This window comes from Streptomyces sp. NPDC052773 (assembly GCF_044547145.1).
Lineage (GTDB): Bacteria > Actinomycetota > Actinomycetes > Streptomycetales > Streptomycetaceae > Streptomyces.
Genome location: NZ_JBITZX010000001.1, coordinates 39,326 through 57,877 on the forward strand (window position 1 = coordinate 39,326; position 18,552 = coordinate 57,877).

Annotated in this window: 9 protein-coding genes; all 9 read right to left on the reverse strand. The window is 74.5% G+C overall.

The genetic code is table 11. The features are described 5' to 3' along the window. Nucleotides 1-61: 61 nt before the first annotated feature. Complete coding sequence (locus ACIG0D_RS00160) at nucleotides 62-1,618, reverse strand: hypothetical protein (RefSeq protein ID WP_399795342.1); 1,557 nt, start codon at nucleotides 1,616-1,618, stop codon at nucleotides 62-64. Nucleotides 1,619-1,691: 73 nt separating this feature from the next. Then, nucleotides 1,692-2,990: a hypothetical protein gene (locus tag ACIG0D_RS00165; RefSeq protein ID WP_399795343.1), complete on the reverse strand. Its 1,299-nt coding sequence runs from the start codon at nucleotides 2,988-2,990 to the stop codon at nucleotides 1,692-1,694. Continuing rightward, nucleotides 2,990-5,212 (reverse strand): CDP-glycerol glycerophosphotransferase family protein, encoded by a 2,223-nt coding sequence (locus ACIG0D_RS00170; protein WP_399795344.1) that lies wholly within the window; start codon nucleotides 5,210-5,212, stop codon nucleotides 2,990-2,992. The genes ACIG0D_RS00165 and ACIG0D_RS00170 overlap by 1 nt, the downstream gene beginning before the upstream one ends. Before the next feature lies 1 nt (nucleotide 5,213). Then, nucleotides 5,214-7,415, reverse strand: a complete 2,202-nt coding sequence (locus tag ACIG0D_RS00175) for a CDP-glycerol glycerophosphotransferase family protein (RefSeq protein WP_399795345.1) — start codon at nucleotides 7,413-7,415, stop codon at nucleotides 5,214-5,216. Nucleotides 7,416-7,577: 162 nt separating this feature from the next. Further along, on the reverse strand, nucleotides 7,578-9,893 hold the full coding sequence (locus ACIG0D_RS00180) for a CDP-glycerol glycerophosphotransferase family protein (RefSeq protein WP_399795346.1): 2,316 nt from the start codon (nucleotides 9,891-9,893) through the stop codon (nucleotides 7,578-7,580). Nucleotides 9,894-10,056: 163 nt separating this feature from the next. Continuing rightward, nucleotides 10,057-10,965, reverse strand: a complete 909-nt coding sequence (locus tag ACIG0D_RS00185; RefSeq protein WP_399795347.1) for a carbohydrate ABC transporter permease — start codon at nucleotides 10,963-10,965, stop codon at nucleotides 10,057-10,059. Then, on the reverse strand, nucleotides 10,962-12,245 hold the full coding sequence (locus ACIG0D_RS00190; protein WP_399796324.1) for a carbohydrate ABC transporter permease: 1,284 nt from the start codon (nucleotides 12,243-12,245) through the stop codon (nucleotides 10,962-10,964). The genes ACIG0D_RS00185 and ACIG0D_RS00190 overlap by 4 nt, the downstream gene beginning before the upstream one ends. A gap of 73 nt (nucleotides 12,246-12,318) precedes the next feature. Next, nucleotides 12,319-13,701 carry an ABC transporter substrate-binding protein gene (locus tag ACIG0D_RS00195; RefSeq protein WP_399795348.1) on the reverse strand — a complete coding sequence of 461 codons (1,383 nt, stop codon included), beginning with the start codon at nucleotides 13,699-13,701 and terminating at the stop codon, nucleotides 12,319-12,321. Nucleotides 13,702-14,138: 437 nt separating this feature from the next. Then, nucleotides 14,139-18,353 (reverse strand): FHA domain-containing protein, encoded by a 4,215-nt coding sequence (locus ACIG0D_RS00200; protein WP_399796325.1) that lies wholly within the window; start codon nucleotides 18,351-18,353, stop codon nucleotides 14,139-14,141. Nucleotides 18,354-18,552: the final 199 nt, after the last annotated feature.

Below are 18,552 nucleotides of genomic sequence, written 5' to 3' on the forward strand. Positions count from 1 at the left end.
CACCCGGGCACCCCCGGCACCCCCGGCACACCCCGGCGCACACCCCCCGGCGCGGCGCCCGTCACTCGGGCAGCCGCGCCAGCACCTCCCCCGTGCGACTGCTCCACGCCACGACGACCGCCTCCTCGGGCACCTGGCGCCAGCGGGTCAGCAGCAGCCAGCGCACGGCGTAGCGGCGGGCGATCGCCGCGCGCTCGGCGGGGGTCGACGCCGGGTCGAGATAGGCCTGTACGGCGGCGACCCGCCGCAGCCGCTCCCGCTCGTCCACCGCCGCGTCCGGCCAGGTCGGCGCCGCGAGGTTCGGACCGTGCCCGGCGATGGCGTGCACCGCGTAGTAGCCGTCGGTGATCACCACCTCGCCGGGTTCGATGTACTCGGCGGCCCAGCCGTACGACGGCCAGCGCGGCGGCTGCGCGAAGCCGACCGGGTCCAGCGAGCGCGGCACCACCGCCCCCGCGTGCACGGCGAGGAACGCCACGCAGGCCGCCCCCGCCGCCACCACCGCCAGCGCCCGCCGCCACACCGGCCACGGCCGGGGCGCCGCCAGCTCGACGGCCAGCGCGAACTGGAGCGGCACCAGGGTCAGCCCGAGGATCCGCCCGTAGGTGTAGTGGCCGCTGAACCAGCCGTACGCCACCACCGCCACCTCCAGCGCGAACATCAGCACCAGCGGATCGCGCCAGGACTCCCGCCGCGCCCGCAGCCACAGCGCGGGCAGCCCGAGCAGCGCCAGCCCGAACCGCCCGCCGAGATCCAGGTACAGCCGCCGGTGCATGGCGTCGACGCTGGTGTCCCCGGTGAGCGCGAAGACGTCGAAGTACGGCCAGACCGCGCCGACCAGCAGCGCCGCGCCCCCCGCCAGCGCCCACCGGCCGGCCACCGCGGGCCGCCATCCGCGCTGCCACCCCGCCACCAGCGCCACCGCGCCCAGCACCGCCGCCACCGACGTGATCGGGTGCACCAGCAGGATCAGCCCGTACACCGCGCCCAGCCCCGCGTAACCGGTCCAGCTCGGCAGCCCGCCCGGCCCCACGAACCGCACCGGCCGCCCGTCCCGCGCCCGCGTCCCGGTCCAGGTCCACGCCCAGAAGGTGAGCCCGATGGCGAGCGCCGACGGATAGGGCAGCGTTCCGGTCATCGACATCAGCGACAGCCAGCCGCTCCACCAGGCCCGCTCCACCCCCCACAGCAGCGTCATCGCGGCCAGCGCCAGCACCGGCGCCCACGGCCGGGGCGTCAGCACCCGCACGAAACGGTTCAGGCCGGTCAGCAGCACCAGCAGGTTCACCGGACCGGCCAGCCGCACCACCTCCCAGCCGCTCAGCCCGGCCAGCCGGGCGAACGCGCCCTGGAGGACGGCGTAGGGCGAGTAGTAGGGACTGCCCGCGCCCGGCAGGTCCGCCGTGGGGTGGCGCGGGTGCAGCAGGTCGGCCCGCAGGCGTTCGACGACGGCGGCGTGCTGCCCGGCGTCACAGCACAGCGGCACCCGCCAGTACGCCAGGCACATCACCAGCCAGAACAGAAAGCCGAAGACCTGGAAGGGGGTGGGCCGCCAGACCCGGCCGCGCAGCGCCGTCGCACCGCGCGGGGGCCGCCGTACGAGGACCTGGGCGCTCATCGATCCGCGGGGAGGGTAAGCATTCGAGGCATTTGCCGTATGTTCCCGGCGAGGTCAACGCCATGACCTCACCTCACCGCATCGAGTGAGCCCGTTCGGAGTGACCCTGCGCCGGCAGGGCGACCGGCCGCCGCACCACCGCGTCCAGCAGCAGCGGCACCCCCACCACCGGCAGCAGCCACGCCAGCACGATCAGCCGCTCGCCCCAGATGTTGATGTCCGGATGCCCGGCCTGGGTGAGGATCCCGGTGAACGCCGCCGCCGCCAGGAACACCCCGAACGCGGGCCGCCGCGCCGCCCCCCACGCCCCCGCGGCCAGCGCCGCCAGGAACAGCGGCTGCCACATCTGCCGGCGCAGCCACTCCATCCAGAAGTTCCCCTGCAACTGGAGGAACTCCGGCCAGGGATCGGCCCGGTCGGGCCGCGCGAAATGATGGGTGAGCAGATCCTGCACGCTGTCCTCGGTCGACGGATACCCGAGCAGCTTCGCCAGCACCACCGTCAGCACCGCCGCCGCGATCCCGGTGCCCGCCACCGCGAGCACCCCGCGCCCCGGCGGCCGGCCCCGCCGCCACCGCCGTACGGCGATCAGCGTGCCCGCCGCCGCCAGACACACCCCGAGGAACAGCGCCTGCGAGTGCTTGACGGTGAACAGCGCCGCGAGCGACCCGCCGATCAGCGCGAGCCCGGCCCGGGACCGCCGCCCGTCCAGGACCAGCGCGCACCCCCACACCGCCGCCAGCGTCAGCGCCAGCATCAGGCCCTCCGTCATGGGCCGCATCGCGGTCGTGCCGACCGGCAGGACGTAGTACAGGCCCTGCCCGGTCAGACACAGCGGCACCGGCACGCGCAGCGTCCGCAGCACCAGGAAGACCAGCACCCCGCCCGCGACCGCGATCACCACACTCGCCGCCCACACGCCCCACACCACGCCGAACACGGTCACGAACGGCAGCAGCACCACCGGATACCCGGGCCGCGCCTCGAAGATCCGCATGAACCGCTCCGGCATGTACGGCACGGTGTGCCCGCCGGTCTGCCCCGCCCGCAGCCGCCGGTCCACCACCCGCCACTCGTCCGCGCCGCACTCCCGCTTCACCCGCGGCGCCGGATCGGGGCGGTGGAAGCGGACCACGTGCACGTTCTGGTTGCGGTGGGCGAGCGCGGCCCGACCCGTGCACACGTAGTCGATCGTCGCCGCGGCGGCCTCCCGCTTGGAGTCACCGCGCAGACTCAGCGCGTACGACAGGTAGTTCTTGGTGTCCGGAGTGTCCCGGCCGGTGACGTTCGCCAGCTGGAGCACGGCGAACACCGCGGCCAGGACCAGCACCCAGGTGCGCGGACGCCAGGTGCGCGGGCGCGGGCGGGGCATCACGACGCGGTCAGCACGTCGTGATCGGCGGCGGCCGGGGCCGGCAGCGCGACCGGCTCCGGCGTCCACGCCTCCTCGCCCAGCATCAGCGTCCGCACCACCCGCTCGGCGGCGTGACCGTCGTCGAACTCGCAGAACCGCTCCCGGAACCCGGCCCGCAGCCGCTGCGCGTCCTGGTCCCGCCACGTCCCCGACGCGAACAGCCACGCCAGCTCACGGTAGGAGCGCGACACATGGCCCGGCGGGTCGGCGGTGATGTCGAAGTAGACGCCGCGGCTCGCCGCGTACGCCGTCCAGTCGTCGGCGTGGATCACGATCGGCCGGTCCAGGTTGGCGTAGTCGAACATCAGGGCGGAGTAGTCGGTGACCAGCACGTCGGATGCGAGCATCAGCTCCTCCACGTGCGGCTCGTCGGTGGCGTCGATCAGCACGCCCCGCCGGTGCAGATCCGTCAGGCCCATCCCGCGCGCGTGACCGGTGGCGAGCGACGGGTGCAGCCGCACCACCAGGGTGTGGTCCTCGCCCAGATCCTCCGCGAACCGGGCCAGGTCGATCCGGTCGACGTGTCCGCCGCGCCGGTACTCGCGGCGGGTCGGCGCGTACAGCACGACCGTGTTCCCGTCCGGGACGCCCAGGCGCGCCCGGGTCGCCGCCCCCGCCTCCGGGCCCGCGTTCACCAGCACGTCGTTGCGGGGGCTGCCGGAGCGCAGCGAGGTGAAGTGGCAGGGGAACGCCCGCTCCCACGCCAGCTCCGAGTGGCGGTTGGCGACCAGACTGTAGTCCCAGCGGTCGGCGCGCCACAGCATCTTCGGCACGTCGAACCCGAGCCGCGCACCCGGCTTGCCCAGCAGATCGGCGCCCATGTACTTCAGCGGCGTGCCCTGATGGGTGTGGATGTGGACGGTGCCGGGCCGTTTGGTGAGCCCGCCGGGCCAGTTGACGTTGTTGACGAAGTACGTGGCCCGCGCGGTGACCCGCTCATAGGCGGCCGAGCCGAGCACCACGTGCTCCACGTCAGGCGGCAGCAGCGCGGCCGTCTCCTCGTCCTTCACCACCCACACCCCGCGCAGCTGCGGCGCGACCTCCCGGGCCGCCCGGTGGATCGCCGCCGGGTCGCCGAGCACGCCCCGGTGCGAGAACGCCGAGTACACAACGAGGTTCGGGTCCAGCGGGCGCCTCAGCAGCACCGCGCCGCGCGCCCGGCGCACCCCGCCGGCCGCCGCCGCGCGCACCCGCTGGGCCCGCCGCTCCAGCAGCCGCCCGGCCCGTTCCGCCTGCCGCCGCGCCACATAGCCGGCGTAGCCGCGCTCCAGCACCCGGTGCTCCTCGGCGACCGTGGCGCCCTCCGGCTTGTGCGCGCGGAACATCTCGGCCGTACGGCGGAAGAACTCGCCCTTGTCCGACGGCGGCAGCCGGTCCGGCTTGGACAGGATGTCCAGGCAGTGCTCGGCCATCTTCGCGTGCAGGAAGCCCCGCCAGGAGTGCAGCTCCGGATGGGCCTCGACGAAGGCGAACACCCGCTCGTACTGCTCGTGGATGTCGAAGTGCTTGCGGCTGGTGGTGGACAGGATGTTGCCCTGGCGGCGCTGCCGGTACTCGACGCACACCCGGTCCAGCGCCGCCATCCGCTCCGCGCTGAGCATCACCGGGAACGTCCACGGCGTGTCCTCGTAGTAGCCGGGCGGGAACGCGAAGCCGTGCCGCTCCACGAAGTCCCGGCGGTAGATCTTGTTCCACACCACCATCAGCAGGTCCAGCACCTCGGGCCGCTCGGCGGCGCTGAAGACGCCCGCGCCGGCTGCCTCGCCCAGCACGGGCGCCAGCACGTTGCGGCGGGTGCCGCCCCACCAGTAGGTGCGGACGTAGTCGAAGATCAGCACGTCCGGGTCGCCGGCCTCGGCCAGCCGGTCGGCCATCGCGCGCAGCGCGCCCGGGGTGAGGCTGTCGTCGCTGTCGAGGAAGAACAGGTAGTCGCCGGTGGCGTGCGGCATCCCCGCGTTGCGGGCCCGGCCGAGACCGACGTTCTCCGGCAGGTGGACGGCTTTCACGCGCGGGTCGCGGGCCGCGTACTCGTCGAGGATCGCGCCGCAGCCGTCCGGCGAGCAGTCGTCCACGGCGATCACCTCCAGGTCGCCGAACGACTGCTCCAGGACCGAGTCGAGGCATTCGCGCAGGAAACCCTGCACCTTGAAGCAGGGAAGGATGATGCTGAAGCGGGGCACGTCAGCTCCTCACGAGGGTCGTCGCGGCGGGGGCGGGGATGCGCTCGGCGAGCGGGATCACCGGTGGGATCGCCTCCGGCGGCTCACCGAGGAACACCCGGCGCACCACCCGCTCGGCGGCCCGTCCGTCGTCGAACTCGCAGAACCGCTCCCGGAAGGCGGCCCGCAGCGCCCGCGACTCCTCGCCCGCGTACGAGCCGTCGCGGAAGATCCGCGCCAGCTCCTCGGGGGTGTGCGCGACCGGCCCCGGCGGGGAGTGCATCAGGTCGAAGTACACGCCCCGCGTCTCGCGGTAGACGTCCCAGTCGTCGGCGTACACGACGATCGGCCGGTCCAGGTTGGCGTAGTCGAACATGATCGACGAGTAGTCGGTGACCAGCGCGTCGGCGGCCAGGCAGACGTCCTCGGAGGAGCGGTGCGAGGTGACGTCGATGATCCGGCCGGACGCCTCCGAGCGGCCCCGGTCGTAGAAGTAGTGGGCGCGCAGCAGGACGACGACGTCGTCGCCGGCCTCCTCGCAGAACGCCTCCAGATCGAGGCCGGTCTCGAAACCGGTGTGCCAGTCGCGGTGCGTGGGCGCGTACAGCACCGCCGTCTTGCCCTCGGGCACGCCCAGTTCGGCGCGCACCCGGGCCACGTCGGCGGCGGTCGCCGTGTAGTACACGTCGTTGCGCGGATAGCCGTACTCGAGCTGCTCGTACGCCCCGGGGAAGGCGCGCTCCCACATCTGGGTGGAGTGGCTGTTGGAGGAGAGGTTGTAGTCCCAGCGGTCGACCCGGCCCAGCAGCTTGGCGAAGCTGCCGGTCTGCGCGGCCACCACCGGATACGTCGACTGGTCGATGCCCATCTTCTTCAGCGGGGTGCCGTGCTGGGTCTGCACGTGCACGCTGCCCGGCCGTTTGACGACGCCCTCGGCGAAGTTGGCGTTGTTCACGAGGTACTTGGCGCGGGCCAGCACCTCCCAGTAGCGGCGGCTGCCGATCACCGCGTGGTCGACGTCCTTGGGCACGGTGTGCGCCTGGCCGGGCTCCACCAGGAACACGGACCGGATGTGCGGGGCGAGTTCGCGGGCCTTGGCGTGGATCGCGGCCGGGTTGCAGGCGTAACCGCGGCCCCAGTACGCGCAGTACACCGCGAGATGGGGGTCCAGCGGGCGGCGCAGCCGGCGCCGGTAGAACAGCCGGGTGCGCAGTCCGCGCGGCTGCGGCAGCCGCTCCCCGGCCCGCACCGCCGACTCCTTCGCGTCGCGCAGCACGCGGAACGCCGTGTACGCGCCGGTCGCCAGCAGCCGGTGCTGGACGCCCAGGCTGCCGCCGGGGGTGCGATGCCCGGCCGGGCGGTGGCGCCGGTACAGCCTGCTCGCCCGGCGGAAGAAGGCGCGGCGGCTGCGGGGCGGCAGCCGGCGGGGGTGCCCGGCCGTCCGCAGCACCGCGGCGAAGAGCTGGTCGAACAGGGCGTGCGCCCTCTCGGCGGGCAGCTCGGGGACCAGTGCCAGGGCGCGCTCGGCCTGGTCGAGGAGTTCCACATGGTGCTCACCGGGCAGATGCAGCCGGTTTCCCTGCCGCCGCATGTGATGCCGTACGACCGGCTCGCGCAGCACAGCGACCCGCTCCGCCCGCGCGATCACCGCCGCGCCGAAACCGATGTCCGTGTAGTGCCCCTCGGGGAAGGCGATCTTCCACTCGCTGAGGAAGGCCCGTCGGTAGGCCGCGGACCACGCGGGGAGCTGGACGCCGGTGAGCTGCGGCGCCCGGTCGGGGTGGAAGACGCCGCCGGACGGGGCCTGGGCGAGCAGCGGCGCCGCCGGCTGGGTGGGCTCGCCCTCCCACCAGGGGGTCCGCTCGTAGCCGAAGAGCAGCACGTCCAGGTCGCCGGTCTTCGCCAGCCGCGCGTCCAGCGTGGCCAGGGCGCCCGGCAGCAGAATGTCGTCGCCGTCGAGGAACAGCAGATACGCGCCGGTCGCCGCCCGCATCCCGGCTCCGCGCGCCCCGGCCAGCCCGGCCGACGGCGGGGAGTGGACCGGGGCCACCCGGGAGTCCCGCTCGGCGTGTGCGGCGGCGACGTCCGCCGCGGGGGAGCCGGGCCCGTCGCACACCGGGATCAGCTCGAAGTCGCCGAAGGACTGTGCGAGGACCGAGTCCAGCGCCTGGGCCAGCCGGCCCGCGACCCCGTGGGACGGGACGATGATGCTGAAGCGGGGCATTCTGCTCTTTCCGTGGTTGTGCCGGTCCGGGTCAGACGGGAGGCCCGCGCCTCGGACCGTGTGAGGAACGGCCGGGCCGCCCCGCCGGCCGCCACGTGGACGGCCGAGTGGGGGTCGGCCGCGACGAACTGCGGGGCATGTGAACTCCCGGAAGGTGAACGGTCAGTGGCGGCCGTCGGTGACGGTGAGCGGACCAGAAGGTTGCGGAACGGTGGCCAGCGGGGTGCGCGGCTGCGCGGCGGCGGCAGACGGCACCGGGTGGCGCTCGGCGAGTGGGATCACCGGCGGAATCGCCTCCGGACCCTCCCCGAGCAGCACATGCCGCACGACCCGCTCGGCGGCCCGCCCGTCGTCGTACGGGCAGAAACGCTCCCGGAACGCGGTGCGCAGCTGGGTGGAGCGGGAGCCGCGCCAGTGCCCGGTGGCGAAGATGTCGATCAGCTCGTCCTCGCTGCGCGCGAGGGCGCCCGGTGGGAACGCGCGCAGGTCGAAGTAGGTGCCGCGGGCCGCCTGGTACGCCGCCCAGTCGTCGTCCGGGCTGTGGATCACGATCGGGCGGTCCAGGTTGGCGTAGTCGAACATGATCGACGAGTAGTCCGTGACCAGGGCGTCCGAGGCCAGGCACAGCTCCTCCACGCTCGGGTGGCCGGTCACGTCGACGACCCGGCCGTTCGTCGCGGCCAGCGGACCGCCGTGCCGGGCGTGCGCGCGGGCCAGCACCATGAAGCGCGGGCCCAGGCGGCGCACCACGCGGTCCAGGTCCAGGGCGGTGCGCTGAGTGCGGCGGTGGTCGCGGTGGGTCGGCGCGTACAGGATCACCACCGTGCCCTCCGGGATGCCCAGCGCCTCCCGCAGCCGGGCCACGTCCGCCGAGGTCGCCTGCTGGAAGACGTCGTTGCGGGGGTAGCCGTACTCCAGCGTCGTGTACCGGCCGGGGTAGACGCGCTCCCAGGTCAGCGTGGTGTGGCGGTTCGCGGACAGCACGTAGTCCCACTGGTCGACGCCGCGCAGCAGCCGGGCGAAGTCCAGGTCGCGGGCCGCCGCCGGGCGTTCCTGGAGGTCGAGGCCCATGTGCTTCAGCGGGGTGCCGTGCTGGGTCTGCACGAAGACCTGACCGGGGCGCTTGACCAGCCGGTCGTCGAAGTTGACGTTGTTGACCAGGTACTTGGAACGGGCCAGCGCCGTCCAGTACGCGGCGGTGCCCGGGGTGAGGGCGCGGGTGCCGGCCGGGACGGTGTGCCGGTGCTCCGGGCGGGCGATCCACGCGGTGCGGATGTGCGGGGCGTGCGCGCGGACCGCGGCCTCCAGCGCGCCCGGGTTGCAGCCGTGGCCGCCGCCCCAGGAGGCGGCGAAGACGGCCCGGTGGCACTTCAGGGGCAGCCGGAGCTGGATCCGGTAGTGCAGCCGCAGCGCGCCGGCGCGGACGGCGCGGGCCAGGCCCCGGGCGACGAGGCGGGCCCGGCGGCGGGCGGCGAGCACGAGGTGCAGGGCGCGGAAGGACCGGTGCGCGCCGAACCGAACGAACACGTGCCGCAGACGGACGCGCCGCGACACCGAGGCGCCGATGGGGGTGCCTTCCTGCGCGAGCGCAGCCGAGCGCTTGGGGGGCCGGTAGCGGCGGTAGTGGGCGCGGGCCCGGCGCAGGAACGCGGCGCGGCTGCCGCGCGGCAGCCGGTCCGGCTTGCGGTACACCAGCGTCAGATGGTCGACCATGCGGCGGAACAGCAGCGGGCGCCACCGGGCCAGTTCGGGCCGCTCCTCGACGAAGGCGAACACCCGGTCGTACTGCTCGAAGATGTCGAAGTGCTTGTCGCTGGTCGTGGACAAAATGTTGCCGCGCCGCCGCTGCCGGTAGTGCACACAGACCCGGTCGAGGGTGGCGATCGTCTCCGCCACCAGCATCACCGGATACGTCCAGGGCGTGTCCTCGTAGTAGCCGGGCGGGAAGGCGAAGCCCTCGCGTTCGACGAACTCCCGCCGGTACGCCTTGTTCCAGGCCACCATCAGCAGCCGCAGCAGACCCGGCCGGTCCTCGAGCCGGAACGGGGCCGGGCCCTGCTCGGTGAGCTGGGCGGCGGCCTTGTTGCGGATCGCCTCGCCGGTCCAGTACGTGCGCGCGTAGTCGTAGACCAGCACGTCCGGTTCGCCGGTCTCCTTCAGCCGGTCGGCGATGGCGCGCAGGGCGTCCGGGGTGAGGGTGTCGTCCGAGTCCAGGAAGATCAGGTAGTCGCCGCTCGCCTCGGCCATCCCGGCGTTGCGGGCGGGGCCGAGACCGCCGTTCTCCGGCAGGTGGACGGCCTTCACCCGCGGATCGCGGGCCGCGAACTCGTCGATGATCTCGCCGCAGGCGTCCGGCGAGCAGTCGTCCACCGCGATCAGTTCGAGATCGGGGTACGACTGCGTGAGCACCGATTCCAGGCACTCGTGGAGGTACGCCTGAACCTGGTACGCGGGGACGATGACACTGAACCTGGGCAAGGGGACATCCAAGGGTCGGCGGGTCTGCTCGGGCGCTCTGCCCGGGAACGGCCGCCGACGCCCCGGAGTTACGGTCCGTACGGCATGTGGGGGAATCGCGGTGAACGCGAAGGGGCGGGCCGGTGACCCCGGCCCGCCCCGGTGAAACGCCCTGCGCACAGGGCTACTTGACGGCCCCCGCCATCACGCCCGACACGAACTGCCGCTGGAACGCGAAGAACACGGCCAGCGGCACCACCATCGAGATGAACGCGCCGGGCGCCAGCACGTCGATGTTGTTGCCGAACTGCCGTACCTGTGTCTGGAGCGCGACCGTGATCGGCTGGCTGCCGGCGTCCGTGAACACCAGCGCCACCAGCATGTCGTTCCACACCCACAGGAACTGGAAGATGCCGAGGCTGGCGATCGCGGGCCCGCCCAGCGGCATCACCACCCGCGCGAACAGCCGCAGTTCGCCCGCACCGTCGAGACGGGCCGCCTCCAGCAGCTCGCGGGGGATCTCCGCGAAGAAGTTCCGCAGCAGGAACACCGCGAACGGCAGACCGAACCCGACGTGGAAGAGGATCACGCCCAGGATGGAACCGAACAGCCCGATGTTGCCGAACAGTTCGGCGATCGGGATCAGCGCCACCTGCACCGGCACCACGAGTAGCCCCACCACGGTCAGGAACCACCAGTCGCGGCCCGGGAACTCCATCCACGCGAACGCGTAGCCCGCCAGCGCGCCGATCACCACGACCAGCACCGTCGCCGGCACTGTGATCAGCACCGTGTTGACGAGGGAGTCGGTGATGTCGCCGTTCTCCAGCAGCCTCTCGTAGCTGTCGACGGTCAGCTGGGCGGGCTCGGTGAACACCGTCCACCAGCCGCTCTCGTTCATGTCCCGCGGGCTGCGCAGCGAGGACAGCAGCAGACCGATGGTCGGCACCAGCCAGAACAGGCCCACCACGATCAGGAAGACGCGTACGGCGCCGCCGCTCAGCTTCTCCACCAGCCGCGCGCCGAGCGACTGCCGTGGCGGCGCGGGCAGCTTGGTCGTCGGCCGCCCGGACAGCTTGGTCGTCGCCGTCATCGCCGTACCTCCCGCCTGAGCCGCCGGACGTTGAACCACATCACCGGGATCACCAGCAGCAGCAGGAACACCGCGATCGCGCTGGCGATGCCCGGCTGGTCCTCGGCGAAGCCCTTGCGGTACAGCTCCAGGGCGAGCACGTTCGCGTCGTCCTGCGAGGAGCCCGGGGCGATGATGAAGACCAGGTCGAACACCTTCAGCACGTTGATCATCAGCGTCACGGTGACGACCGCGAGGACGGGCGCGAGCAGCGGCACGGTGACCCTCCGGAACACCTGCCACTCGGTGGCGCCGTCCACCCGCGCCGCCTCCAGCAGCTCCCGCGGCACCCCGGCCAGACCGGCCGCGATCAGCACCATCGCGAACCCGGCCCACATCCAGATGTACGACCCGATGATGGCGGGCGTCACGAGGGACGGGCCGAGCCAGTCCAGCCCGTTGTACGGCTCCTTGAAGTTGTCCGCGGGCAGCCGCAGCAGCGCCCCCTCGGCGGAGGCGGGCAGCGTGAACGTGCCGTCACCGGCGGCCGTGGTGGAGGCGACCACCCTGCCGTCCTTGACCGCCTCGATCCGCATCCCGGCGTAGCCGACCTCGGACGCGTCGGGCGCGTTCAGGGTGCCCACGCCCTTGCCGCGGGTGAAGTCCTGCCACGTGGTGCCGGTGATCTTCCCGGGGTCGGCCGGAGGCTTCGCGGCGGGCTTCGCGTCGTCCGGCATCAGATCCGGCGCCACACCCACCAGCGGCAGCGCCACCGGCTCACCCGGGCGGACCGGCTCCTTCGTGACGAACGCGCCCCCGCCGGCCGCCTCCAACGGCGACTGGCGCCCCGGATGCGCCTTCGGGAACGCCGACGACTGGGCGAACGTGTCGTGCACGCCCACCCAGACCGCGTTCGCGATGCCCTTGTCCGGGTCCTGGTCGTAGACCAGCCGGAAGATGATGCCCGCGGCCAGCATCGAGATCGCCATCGGCATGAAGACGACCAGCTTGAACGCGGTGCCCCAGCGCACCCGTTCGGTCAGCACCGCGAAGATCAGACCGAGCGCGGTCGCCACGGTCGGCGCGAACACCACCCAGATGACGTTGTTCTTCAACGCGGTGCGGATGCCGTCGTCGGTGAACAGGGCCTGGTAGTTGTCGAATCCGGCGAAACCGTCGCCGGACTGGTCGTAGAAGCTGCGGACGACCGAGTACCCGATCGGGTAGACCACGAGCGCGCCGAGCAGCACCAGCGCGGGCAGCAGGAACAGCGCCGCGATGGTGGTGCGGGTGCCGGTCACGCTCTTGCGCTTGGACGGTGCGGCGGGGGCCCCGGGGACCCCCGCCGACGGTGCCGGCGACGTCATCGCCGGCTCAGTTCCCGTACGCCGCGGCAGCGTCGGCCTCCAGCCTGCGCTGGGTGCCCGCGACGTCCTTCGGGTTCTTCAGGAAGTCCTGCAACGCCTTCCACTCGCCCTTGCCGGGCGTGCCGCCGAAGGCCTGCGGAGCCTGGTCGGACATGTCGAAGCGGAAGTCGTCACCGGCCGCGATCAGCGCCTTCGCCATCTCCTGCTGCACCGCGTTCGGGTAGGCCTTCGGGTCGACGTTCTTGTTCGGCGACAGGTAGCCGCCGAGCTTCGCCTGGATCGTCGCCGCGTCCGGGGAGGCCAGGAAGGTCGCCAGGGCCTGCGCGGCCTTCGAGTCCTCAAGGATCACCGCCGCGTCACCGCCGGAGACCACGGGCGCGGTGTCACCGACCGCCGGGAACGGGAACACCTTCGCGTCCGTGCCGACCTTCGCGTCGGTCTCCGCGATGTTCACCTGCACGAAGTCGCCCTCGTAGACCATGCCCGCCTTCGGCTGGTCGCCGCCGGTGAAGGTCTGCGTGACGGACGCCGGGAACTCGGTCTGCAGCGCGCCGCTCGCGCCGCCCGCGAGGTAGTCCTGCTTGCCCCAGATCTGCGCGAGCGTGGTCAGCGCCTCCTTCACGGAGGGGTCCGTCCACTTGATCTCGTGCTTGGCCAGCTGGTCGTACTTCTCCGGGCCCGCCTGCGAGAGGTAGACGTTCTCGAACCAGTCGGTCAGCGTCCAGCCGTCGGCGCCGCCGACGGAGAACGGTGTGACACCGGAGTCGTAGATGGTCTGCGCGGTGGTCAGCAACTCGTCCCAGGTCTTGGGCTCCTTGGCGCCCGCGTTCTCGAAGACCTGCGTGTTGTACCAGATCAGGGACTTGTTGGCGGCCTTGTAGTAGACGCCGTACTGCTTGCCGTCGACCTGGCCGATCTCCTGCCAGCCCGGCGAGAAGTTCTTCTCCAGCTCCGCCTGCGCCTCGGCGCCCAGCGGCTTCGCCCAGCCCTTCTCCACGGCCTGCTTGATCGCGCCGGGCTGCGGCAGCATCGCGATGTCCGGCGGCTGACCGCCGGCGATCTTCGAGCCGAGGAAGTTGATGATCGGGTCCTGCGCCGGGACGAAGGTGACCTTCGCGCCCGTGCGCTTCTCGAACTCCGCCAGCACCTTCTTGAAGTTGGCCTGCTCCGGGCCGGTCCAGACGGCGGCCACCTCCAGGGACTCGCCGTCGAGCTTGGGGAGTTGGACGGTGGCGGTGGTCTCGGTGGAGTCGCCTCCGCCCTCGGTCGGGCTGTCCTTCTCGTCGTCGCCGCCACACGCGGTGAGTGTGAGCGCTCCCGCGAGGAGGGCTGCGGCGACCCGCGCCGCCCTGCGTGTCGTCGTCCGGCTGGTGCTGCTCTCGCTGTGCATCACGGCCCCGTTCTTCGTTCCTCGTCGAACGTCCAGCGTTGATCCGTATGCTCCGGTGAGCACTGGTCTACGCCTGGTGACCGGGGTCGGCAAGGGCGCGAACACGCTCAGGGGGGTGATCGTGACCGCGCTGTGACTCGGGTGGGGGTGTGCCGGTGCCGGGAGAGGCCCGGGTGCGGGGGCGGGGCTGGGCGTGCGGGGGCCGTGCCGCCGCCTGGGCGTACGGGCCGCCTGGGCGTACGGGGCCGCCTGGGCGTACAGGGCCCGCATGGGCGTACGGGGCCCGTCTGGGCGTACGAGACCCCTGGGCGTACTGGACCGCTTGGACACACAGGGGTCTGGGCGTACAGGCGCCTGGGCGGACAGGGCGCGGTGGGCGGGCAAGGGCGCGGTGGGCGGACAGGGCGCGGCGGGCGGGCAAGGGCGCCGGCGGGCCGTCAGAGCAGGGACGGCACCTCCGTCGCCGACACCTCCCGGGCCGCCCGCTCCAGCGCGCTCGCCAGCAGCGCGAGATCCGTCGGCCCGTTGCCCAGCTCACGCACCGGGCGACGGGCCGGCGGGTCGCCCATGCGGTGCCAGTCCAGCGGGACGACCGTCGGCCGCAGGGTCGCCGTGCGCGGGATGCGCCCCGTGACCCGGCCGCCCTGGAACGGCGTCACCTTCCCGTCCGCGCCGGTCAGCCGGCCACGCCCCGGCGCCGGCTCGTCCGGGCCCGCCGCCGGCGCGTCCAGCACGATCCGCAGCCGTGCCCGCCGCGCCGCCTCCGACTCGGCCGTACGACCGCCCGGACCCGCCGCCGCGACCAGGTGCACGCCCAGCCGCTCGCCGTCCCGGGCCACCGCCTCCAGGGCCCGTACGACCGACCCGGCCGCGGGGCGGCCCGGGGAGCCGAGCGCGGGCGAGACCAGCGCGTCGAGATCGTCGACGACCACGACGAGCCGCGGCAGCGGCGGCGCGACCTCCGCGTTGCGGCGGGCGCGGCCCGGGCGCAGACGCAGGGTGGAACTGGGCGGGGCGTCGAGATCGGCGGCGCCGGTGTGGGCGGGTGCCGTGGCCTGTCCCGGGACCTGGCCCGTGGCCTGTCCCGGGACCTGGCCCGGCTTCGGCGCGGGCTGAGCGGGGGCCGGTCCCGCCGTCGCCGGTCCAGTCGTCGGCCCCGTGGTCGGTCGCGTCGCCGGTCCCATCGTGGGTCCCGACGTGGGGCGCGTCGTCTGGCCCGCCGTGTGTCCCGACGCGGAACGCTGGGCGACCATCCGGCCCGCCAGCTCCCGGCCGGTGTGCCACTCGGTGAAGTCCGAACGGCCCAGCAGCTCCGACCGCCGCTTCAGCTCGGCGCTCAGCGACTGCGCGAACTCCCGCATGCGGACGGGGTCGTTGGCGGTGAGGTGGGTGGTGACGTGCGGTACGTCCGTGCACACGCGCAGACCGTCGCCGTGCGCCGCGCCCGTGCCCACGCTGTCCCGGCCGTCCATCAGCACGATGCCCAGCCGGTCGGGGCGCTCGGCGGCGGCCAGCGAGGCGACGATCGCGCGCAGCAGCTCGGTGCGTCCGCTGCCCGCCGGGCCCTCGATCAGCAGATGCGGGCCGTCCGCCGCGAGGTCCACGCAGACCGGCCCGCGCGGACCGGCGCCCAGCACCGCCCACGCCCGTCCGCCGAGCGCGCGTGCGTCGTCGGCCGCGTCCGCCCAGCGGGCCATCAGCGACGCCGGGGTGGCCCGGGCCAGCCCCAGCTCGTCCAGCAGCCGGGCCGACTGCGGCAGCGGGGCGGACACGCGCGCCTGCCGCTCGGCGCCGCTGCCGTCCGGCCGCAGCGGGGCCAGCGCCCGCGCGAACCGTTCCGCCCAGGCCGGGGAGACCGCGTCGACGGTCGCCATCGTGCCGTGCCCGACCGGCCCCGCCGGGGCCACCCGCAGCAGCCGCAGCGCCGTCGCCACGTCCCCGCTGAGCAGCGCCACCGCGCCGCACTCGCGGAACACCGGCACCGCCGCGCAGGCCGCCTCGTACGTCTCCGTCACCGGCGAGGCGGGCGACGCGGGGTCCGTCTCCGCGAGGCACACCACATGGATCCCGGCCGCCGGCCCCTCCGCCGCCAGCCGCGCGATCGCGTCCCGCAGCCCGGCACTGCCCGGGTCACCGTCCACGACGACGACCGTGTACGACCCCGGAGAGTCCCCCTCGGAACCTCCCTGCCGCGCCCAGGAGGGCCGCCGCTGTCCACCGCTGCGCGGGGCGCCGGCGGTGGGGGGCTGGGCCTGCGCCGCCGCGCGGGGAGCGCCCGTGGGGTTGTGGGCCGCCGCCGGCCCCGACGCGCCGGGAGCGGTGGGGGTCGGGAGGGTGTGCGGCGCCGCGGGGCCCTGTACGGCGGGGGCCGCCGCGAGGGGACGACCGCTGCCCGCGCGGGGGTCGCCCGGCAGGTGTCGCGCTGCCGCGCGGGGGTCGCCTGCCGGGGCGGGCGCCGCCGCTTGGCTGCCGCCCGTCTGGGTGTGCGCTGCTGCACCGGCACCGGCACCGGAACCCGCCCCGCCAGCGGCACCGGCACCGGTTCCGCCCGGCAGGCCGTGCGTCACCGCGGCGCCGTTCGCGTCGGCTTGTGCCTCGGCACGCCCCCGGTCGGCCGGGACGGCCCCGTCGGCGGCTGCGGGGCGGTGCGCTGCCGCGCCACTGCCGGCTGCCGGGTGGGGCGAGCCGCTGCCCGCGCGGGGACCCGTCGGCAGGCCCTGCACCGCTATGCGGGGATCACCCGTCGCGTAGTGCGTGGCCGCGCGGGGGGCGCCCGGGGCGCCACCGCCGCCCTGACCCGAGTCGGCGGGTACCGGGGGCGGTTGCGGGGCGGGCGTGTGGTCGGCGAGGTGGTCGTTCAGACGGCGGAGGAGTTCGTCGGTGCGGGTCGCCGCCTGCTCACGGTCGTACGCGAGGAGGAGGCGGCAGTCCTGGTTGTGGCCGGGGCGGACGTGCGGCAGCCAGCCCAGCCAAGACCACTCGGCGGTCCGGTCGGCCACCGACCGCGAGTGGTCGGTGCTGATCAGGACGATCTCCAGCGTCGCGGGGGAGTGCAGCGCGGCCAGCTGCGCCAGCACCGCGCGGGCCACCCCGGCGAGCCGCGGGCGCGGTCCGGCCAGGCCGAGCGCGCCCGCCTCGCGCAGGTTCGCGGTCACGGGTACGGCGGGCAGCAGTCCGGAGCCGTCGGGTGCCGCGCGGTCGGCCGTGCCGAGCCGTACGGTCAGCGCCTCCGGGTGTCCCGGCCCGCGCTCCCACAGCCGGGGCCCGGGGCCGAGAGCGGTCAGCAGCAGGGCGGCCGGGTCGGGCCACGTCTCGGGCAGGCGGGGGCCGGCAGCCGGGGCCGGCAGCGGCGTACCGGCCGCTTCGTCGTCGTACGCCGTCGGGCCCGCCGTCGCCGCCGACTCGCCGCGTCCGCCGGTCAGCCGGCGCGCCCAGGCGCCGATGCCTCCGCGCCTGCGCCCGGCCTGCGGCGACCGCTGCGCGCCGGAGTCGTGGGACGGCCCGCCGCCGTGCGCGGTCGGTGTGCCGTCGAGGCCGAGCACGCCCTGCCGGCCGCCGTGGGTCCCGCCGCCGACGGGCGGCTGGGCCGCGGGCGGCACGAGCCGGGAACCGGGCGCCGTCGTACGACCGGCGTGCCCGCCCGGACCGGCCCAGTCACCCCGCTGCGCCCGTCCGCCGCCCTCCGGCTCGGCTCGTCCGCCCGGGGGCGTCCCTCCGCCCTGCGGCACCTGTCCGCCCCGACCCATGCCTCGGCCCCGGACGGCCTCCCCGCCCCCCGGAGTCCACCCACCTCGCTCGACACCCGGCGCCCCGGCCTGCCCCGGTACGACCGGTGGCCGTACGGGCGGCTCGGCGGGGGCGTGGTCCTGGGCGGCCGACGGGCCACCGCCCGGGCGCTGTTCGGCGGCCGGGTCGGGGGCGTCCGCGCGGGTGTGGGTTTCCGGGGCCTCCGGCAGGCCGGCGGACGCGGGCGTCGCGGGCGCGGACGCCGGGGCCACCCGGACGTATCCCTCCCCGTCCGGAGTGGTGCCGCGCGGGGCTCCCGGTCCCCCGGCGGGGGCGAGGCGCAGGGCGGACTCGCCGAGGCGCAGCAGTGCGCCCGGCGTGAACCGCACCGGGCGGGCGCCCACGCGGGTGCCGTCGAGGGTGGTGCCGTTGGTGGAGCCGAGGTCGGCGACGGTGACGCGGCCGTCGGGCGACAGGGTCACCGCGCAGTGCAGGCGGGAGACGTCCGGGTCGTCGAGCGGGACGTCGGCGTCGGCGGAGCGGCCGATCTCGATCCGGCCGCCGTGCAGCAGGTGGACCCCGCCCGCGTCGGGCCCCGCGACCACGTCGAGGCGGGCCGGGGCGTCCTCGACCTCGGGATGCGGCTCGGGGTCGGCGGGCGCGCCCAGGGAGAGCACGGCGCCGTCCAGCAGCGGGGGCTCGCCGAGCGTGCAGCGGCGGTCGTCGAGGCGCTCCGCACCGGCGTACAGCACCACCGGTCCCGGCTGGGCGGCGTCGCCGGTGACCGCCGAGGCCAGCGCCGAGGCGACCGCCGAGAGGGCGGTGCCCGCGGGCGCGGTGACCAGCACGTCGCGGCTCGCGGCGCGGCCTCGCGCCTCAGCCGAGGGCGGGCCCAGCGGGTCTACGACGGTCAGCCGGATCTGCATCGCCGTCAGCGGTCCCTTCTGCGCGGGCGCGGAGGGTCCCCCACCCCACACGAGCACGTCGGCCAGTAACTGCACGCATCCTCGCACCTGTCACCGACAACGCGCCCGCCGCTCCGGAACAAGTGATCTTGATTGGTCGGCTCTGCCCGCAGAAGTGCCTGCCAGGGGCGGTACCGGCGACCGCTTGAGATCGGTCACG

Bases quoted from the DNA above. Each gene is read 5' to 3' on its own strand.
- ACIG0D_RS00160 (WP_399795342.1), bottom strand. From the start codon at position 1,618: ATGAGCGCCCAGGTCCTCGTACGGCGGCCCCCGCGCGGTGCGACGGCG.
- ACIG0D_RS00165 (WP_399795343.1), bottom strand. From the start codon at position 2,990: ATGCCCCGCCCGCGCCCGCGCACCTGGCGTCCGCGCACCTGGGTGCTG.
- ACIG0D_RS00175 (WP_399795345.1), bottom strand. From the start codon at position 7,415: ATGCCCCGCTTCAGCATCATCGTCCCGTCCCACGGGGTCGCGGGCCGG.
- ACIG0D_RS00185 (WP_399795347.1), bottom strand. From the start codon at position 10,965: ATGACGGCGACGACCAAGCTGTCCGGGCGGCCGACGACCAAGCTGCCC.
- ACIG0D_RS00195 (WP_399795348.1), bottom strand. From the start codon at position 13,701: ATGCACAGCGAGAGCAGCACCAGCCGGACGACGACACGCAGGGCGGCG.
- ACIG0D_RS00200 (WP_399796325.1), bottom strand. From the start codon at position 18,353: ATGCAGATCCGGCTGACCGTCGTAGACCCGCTGGGCCCGCCCTCGGCT.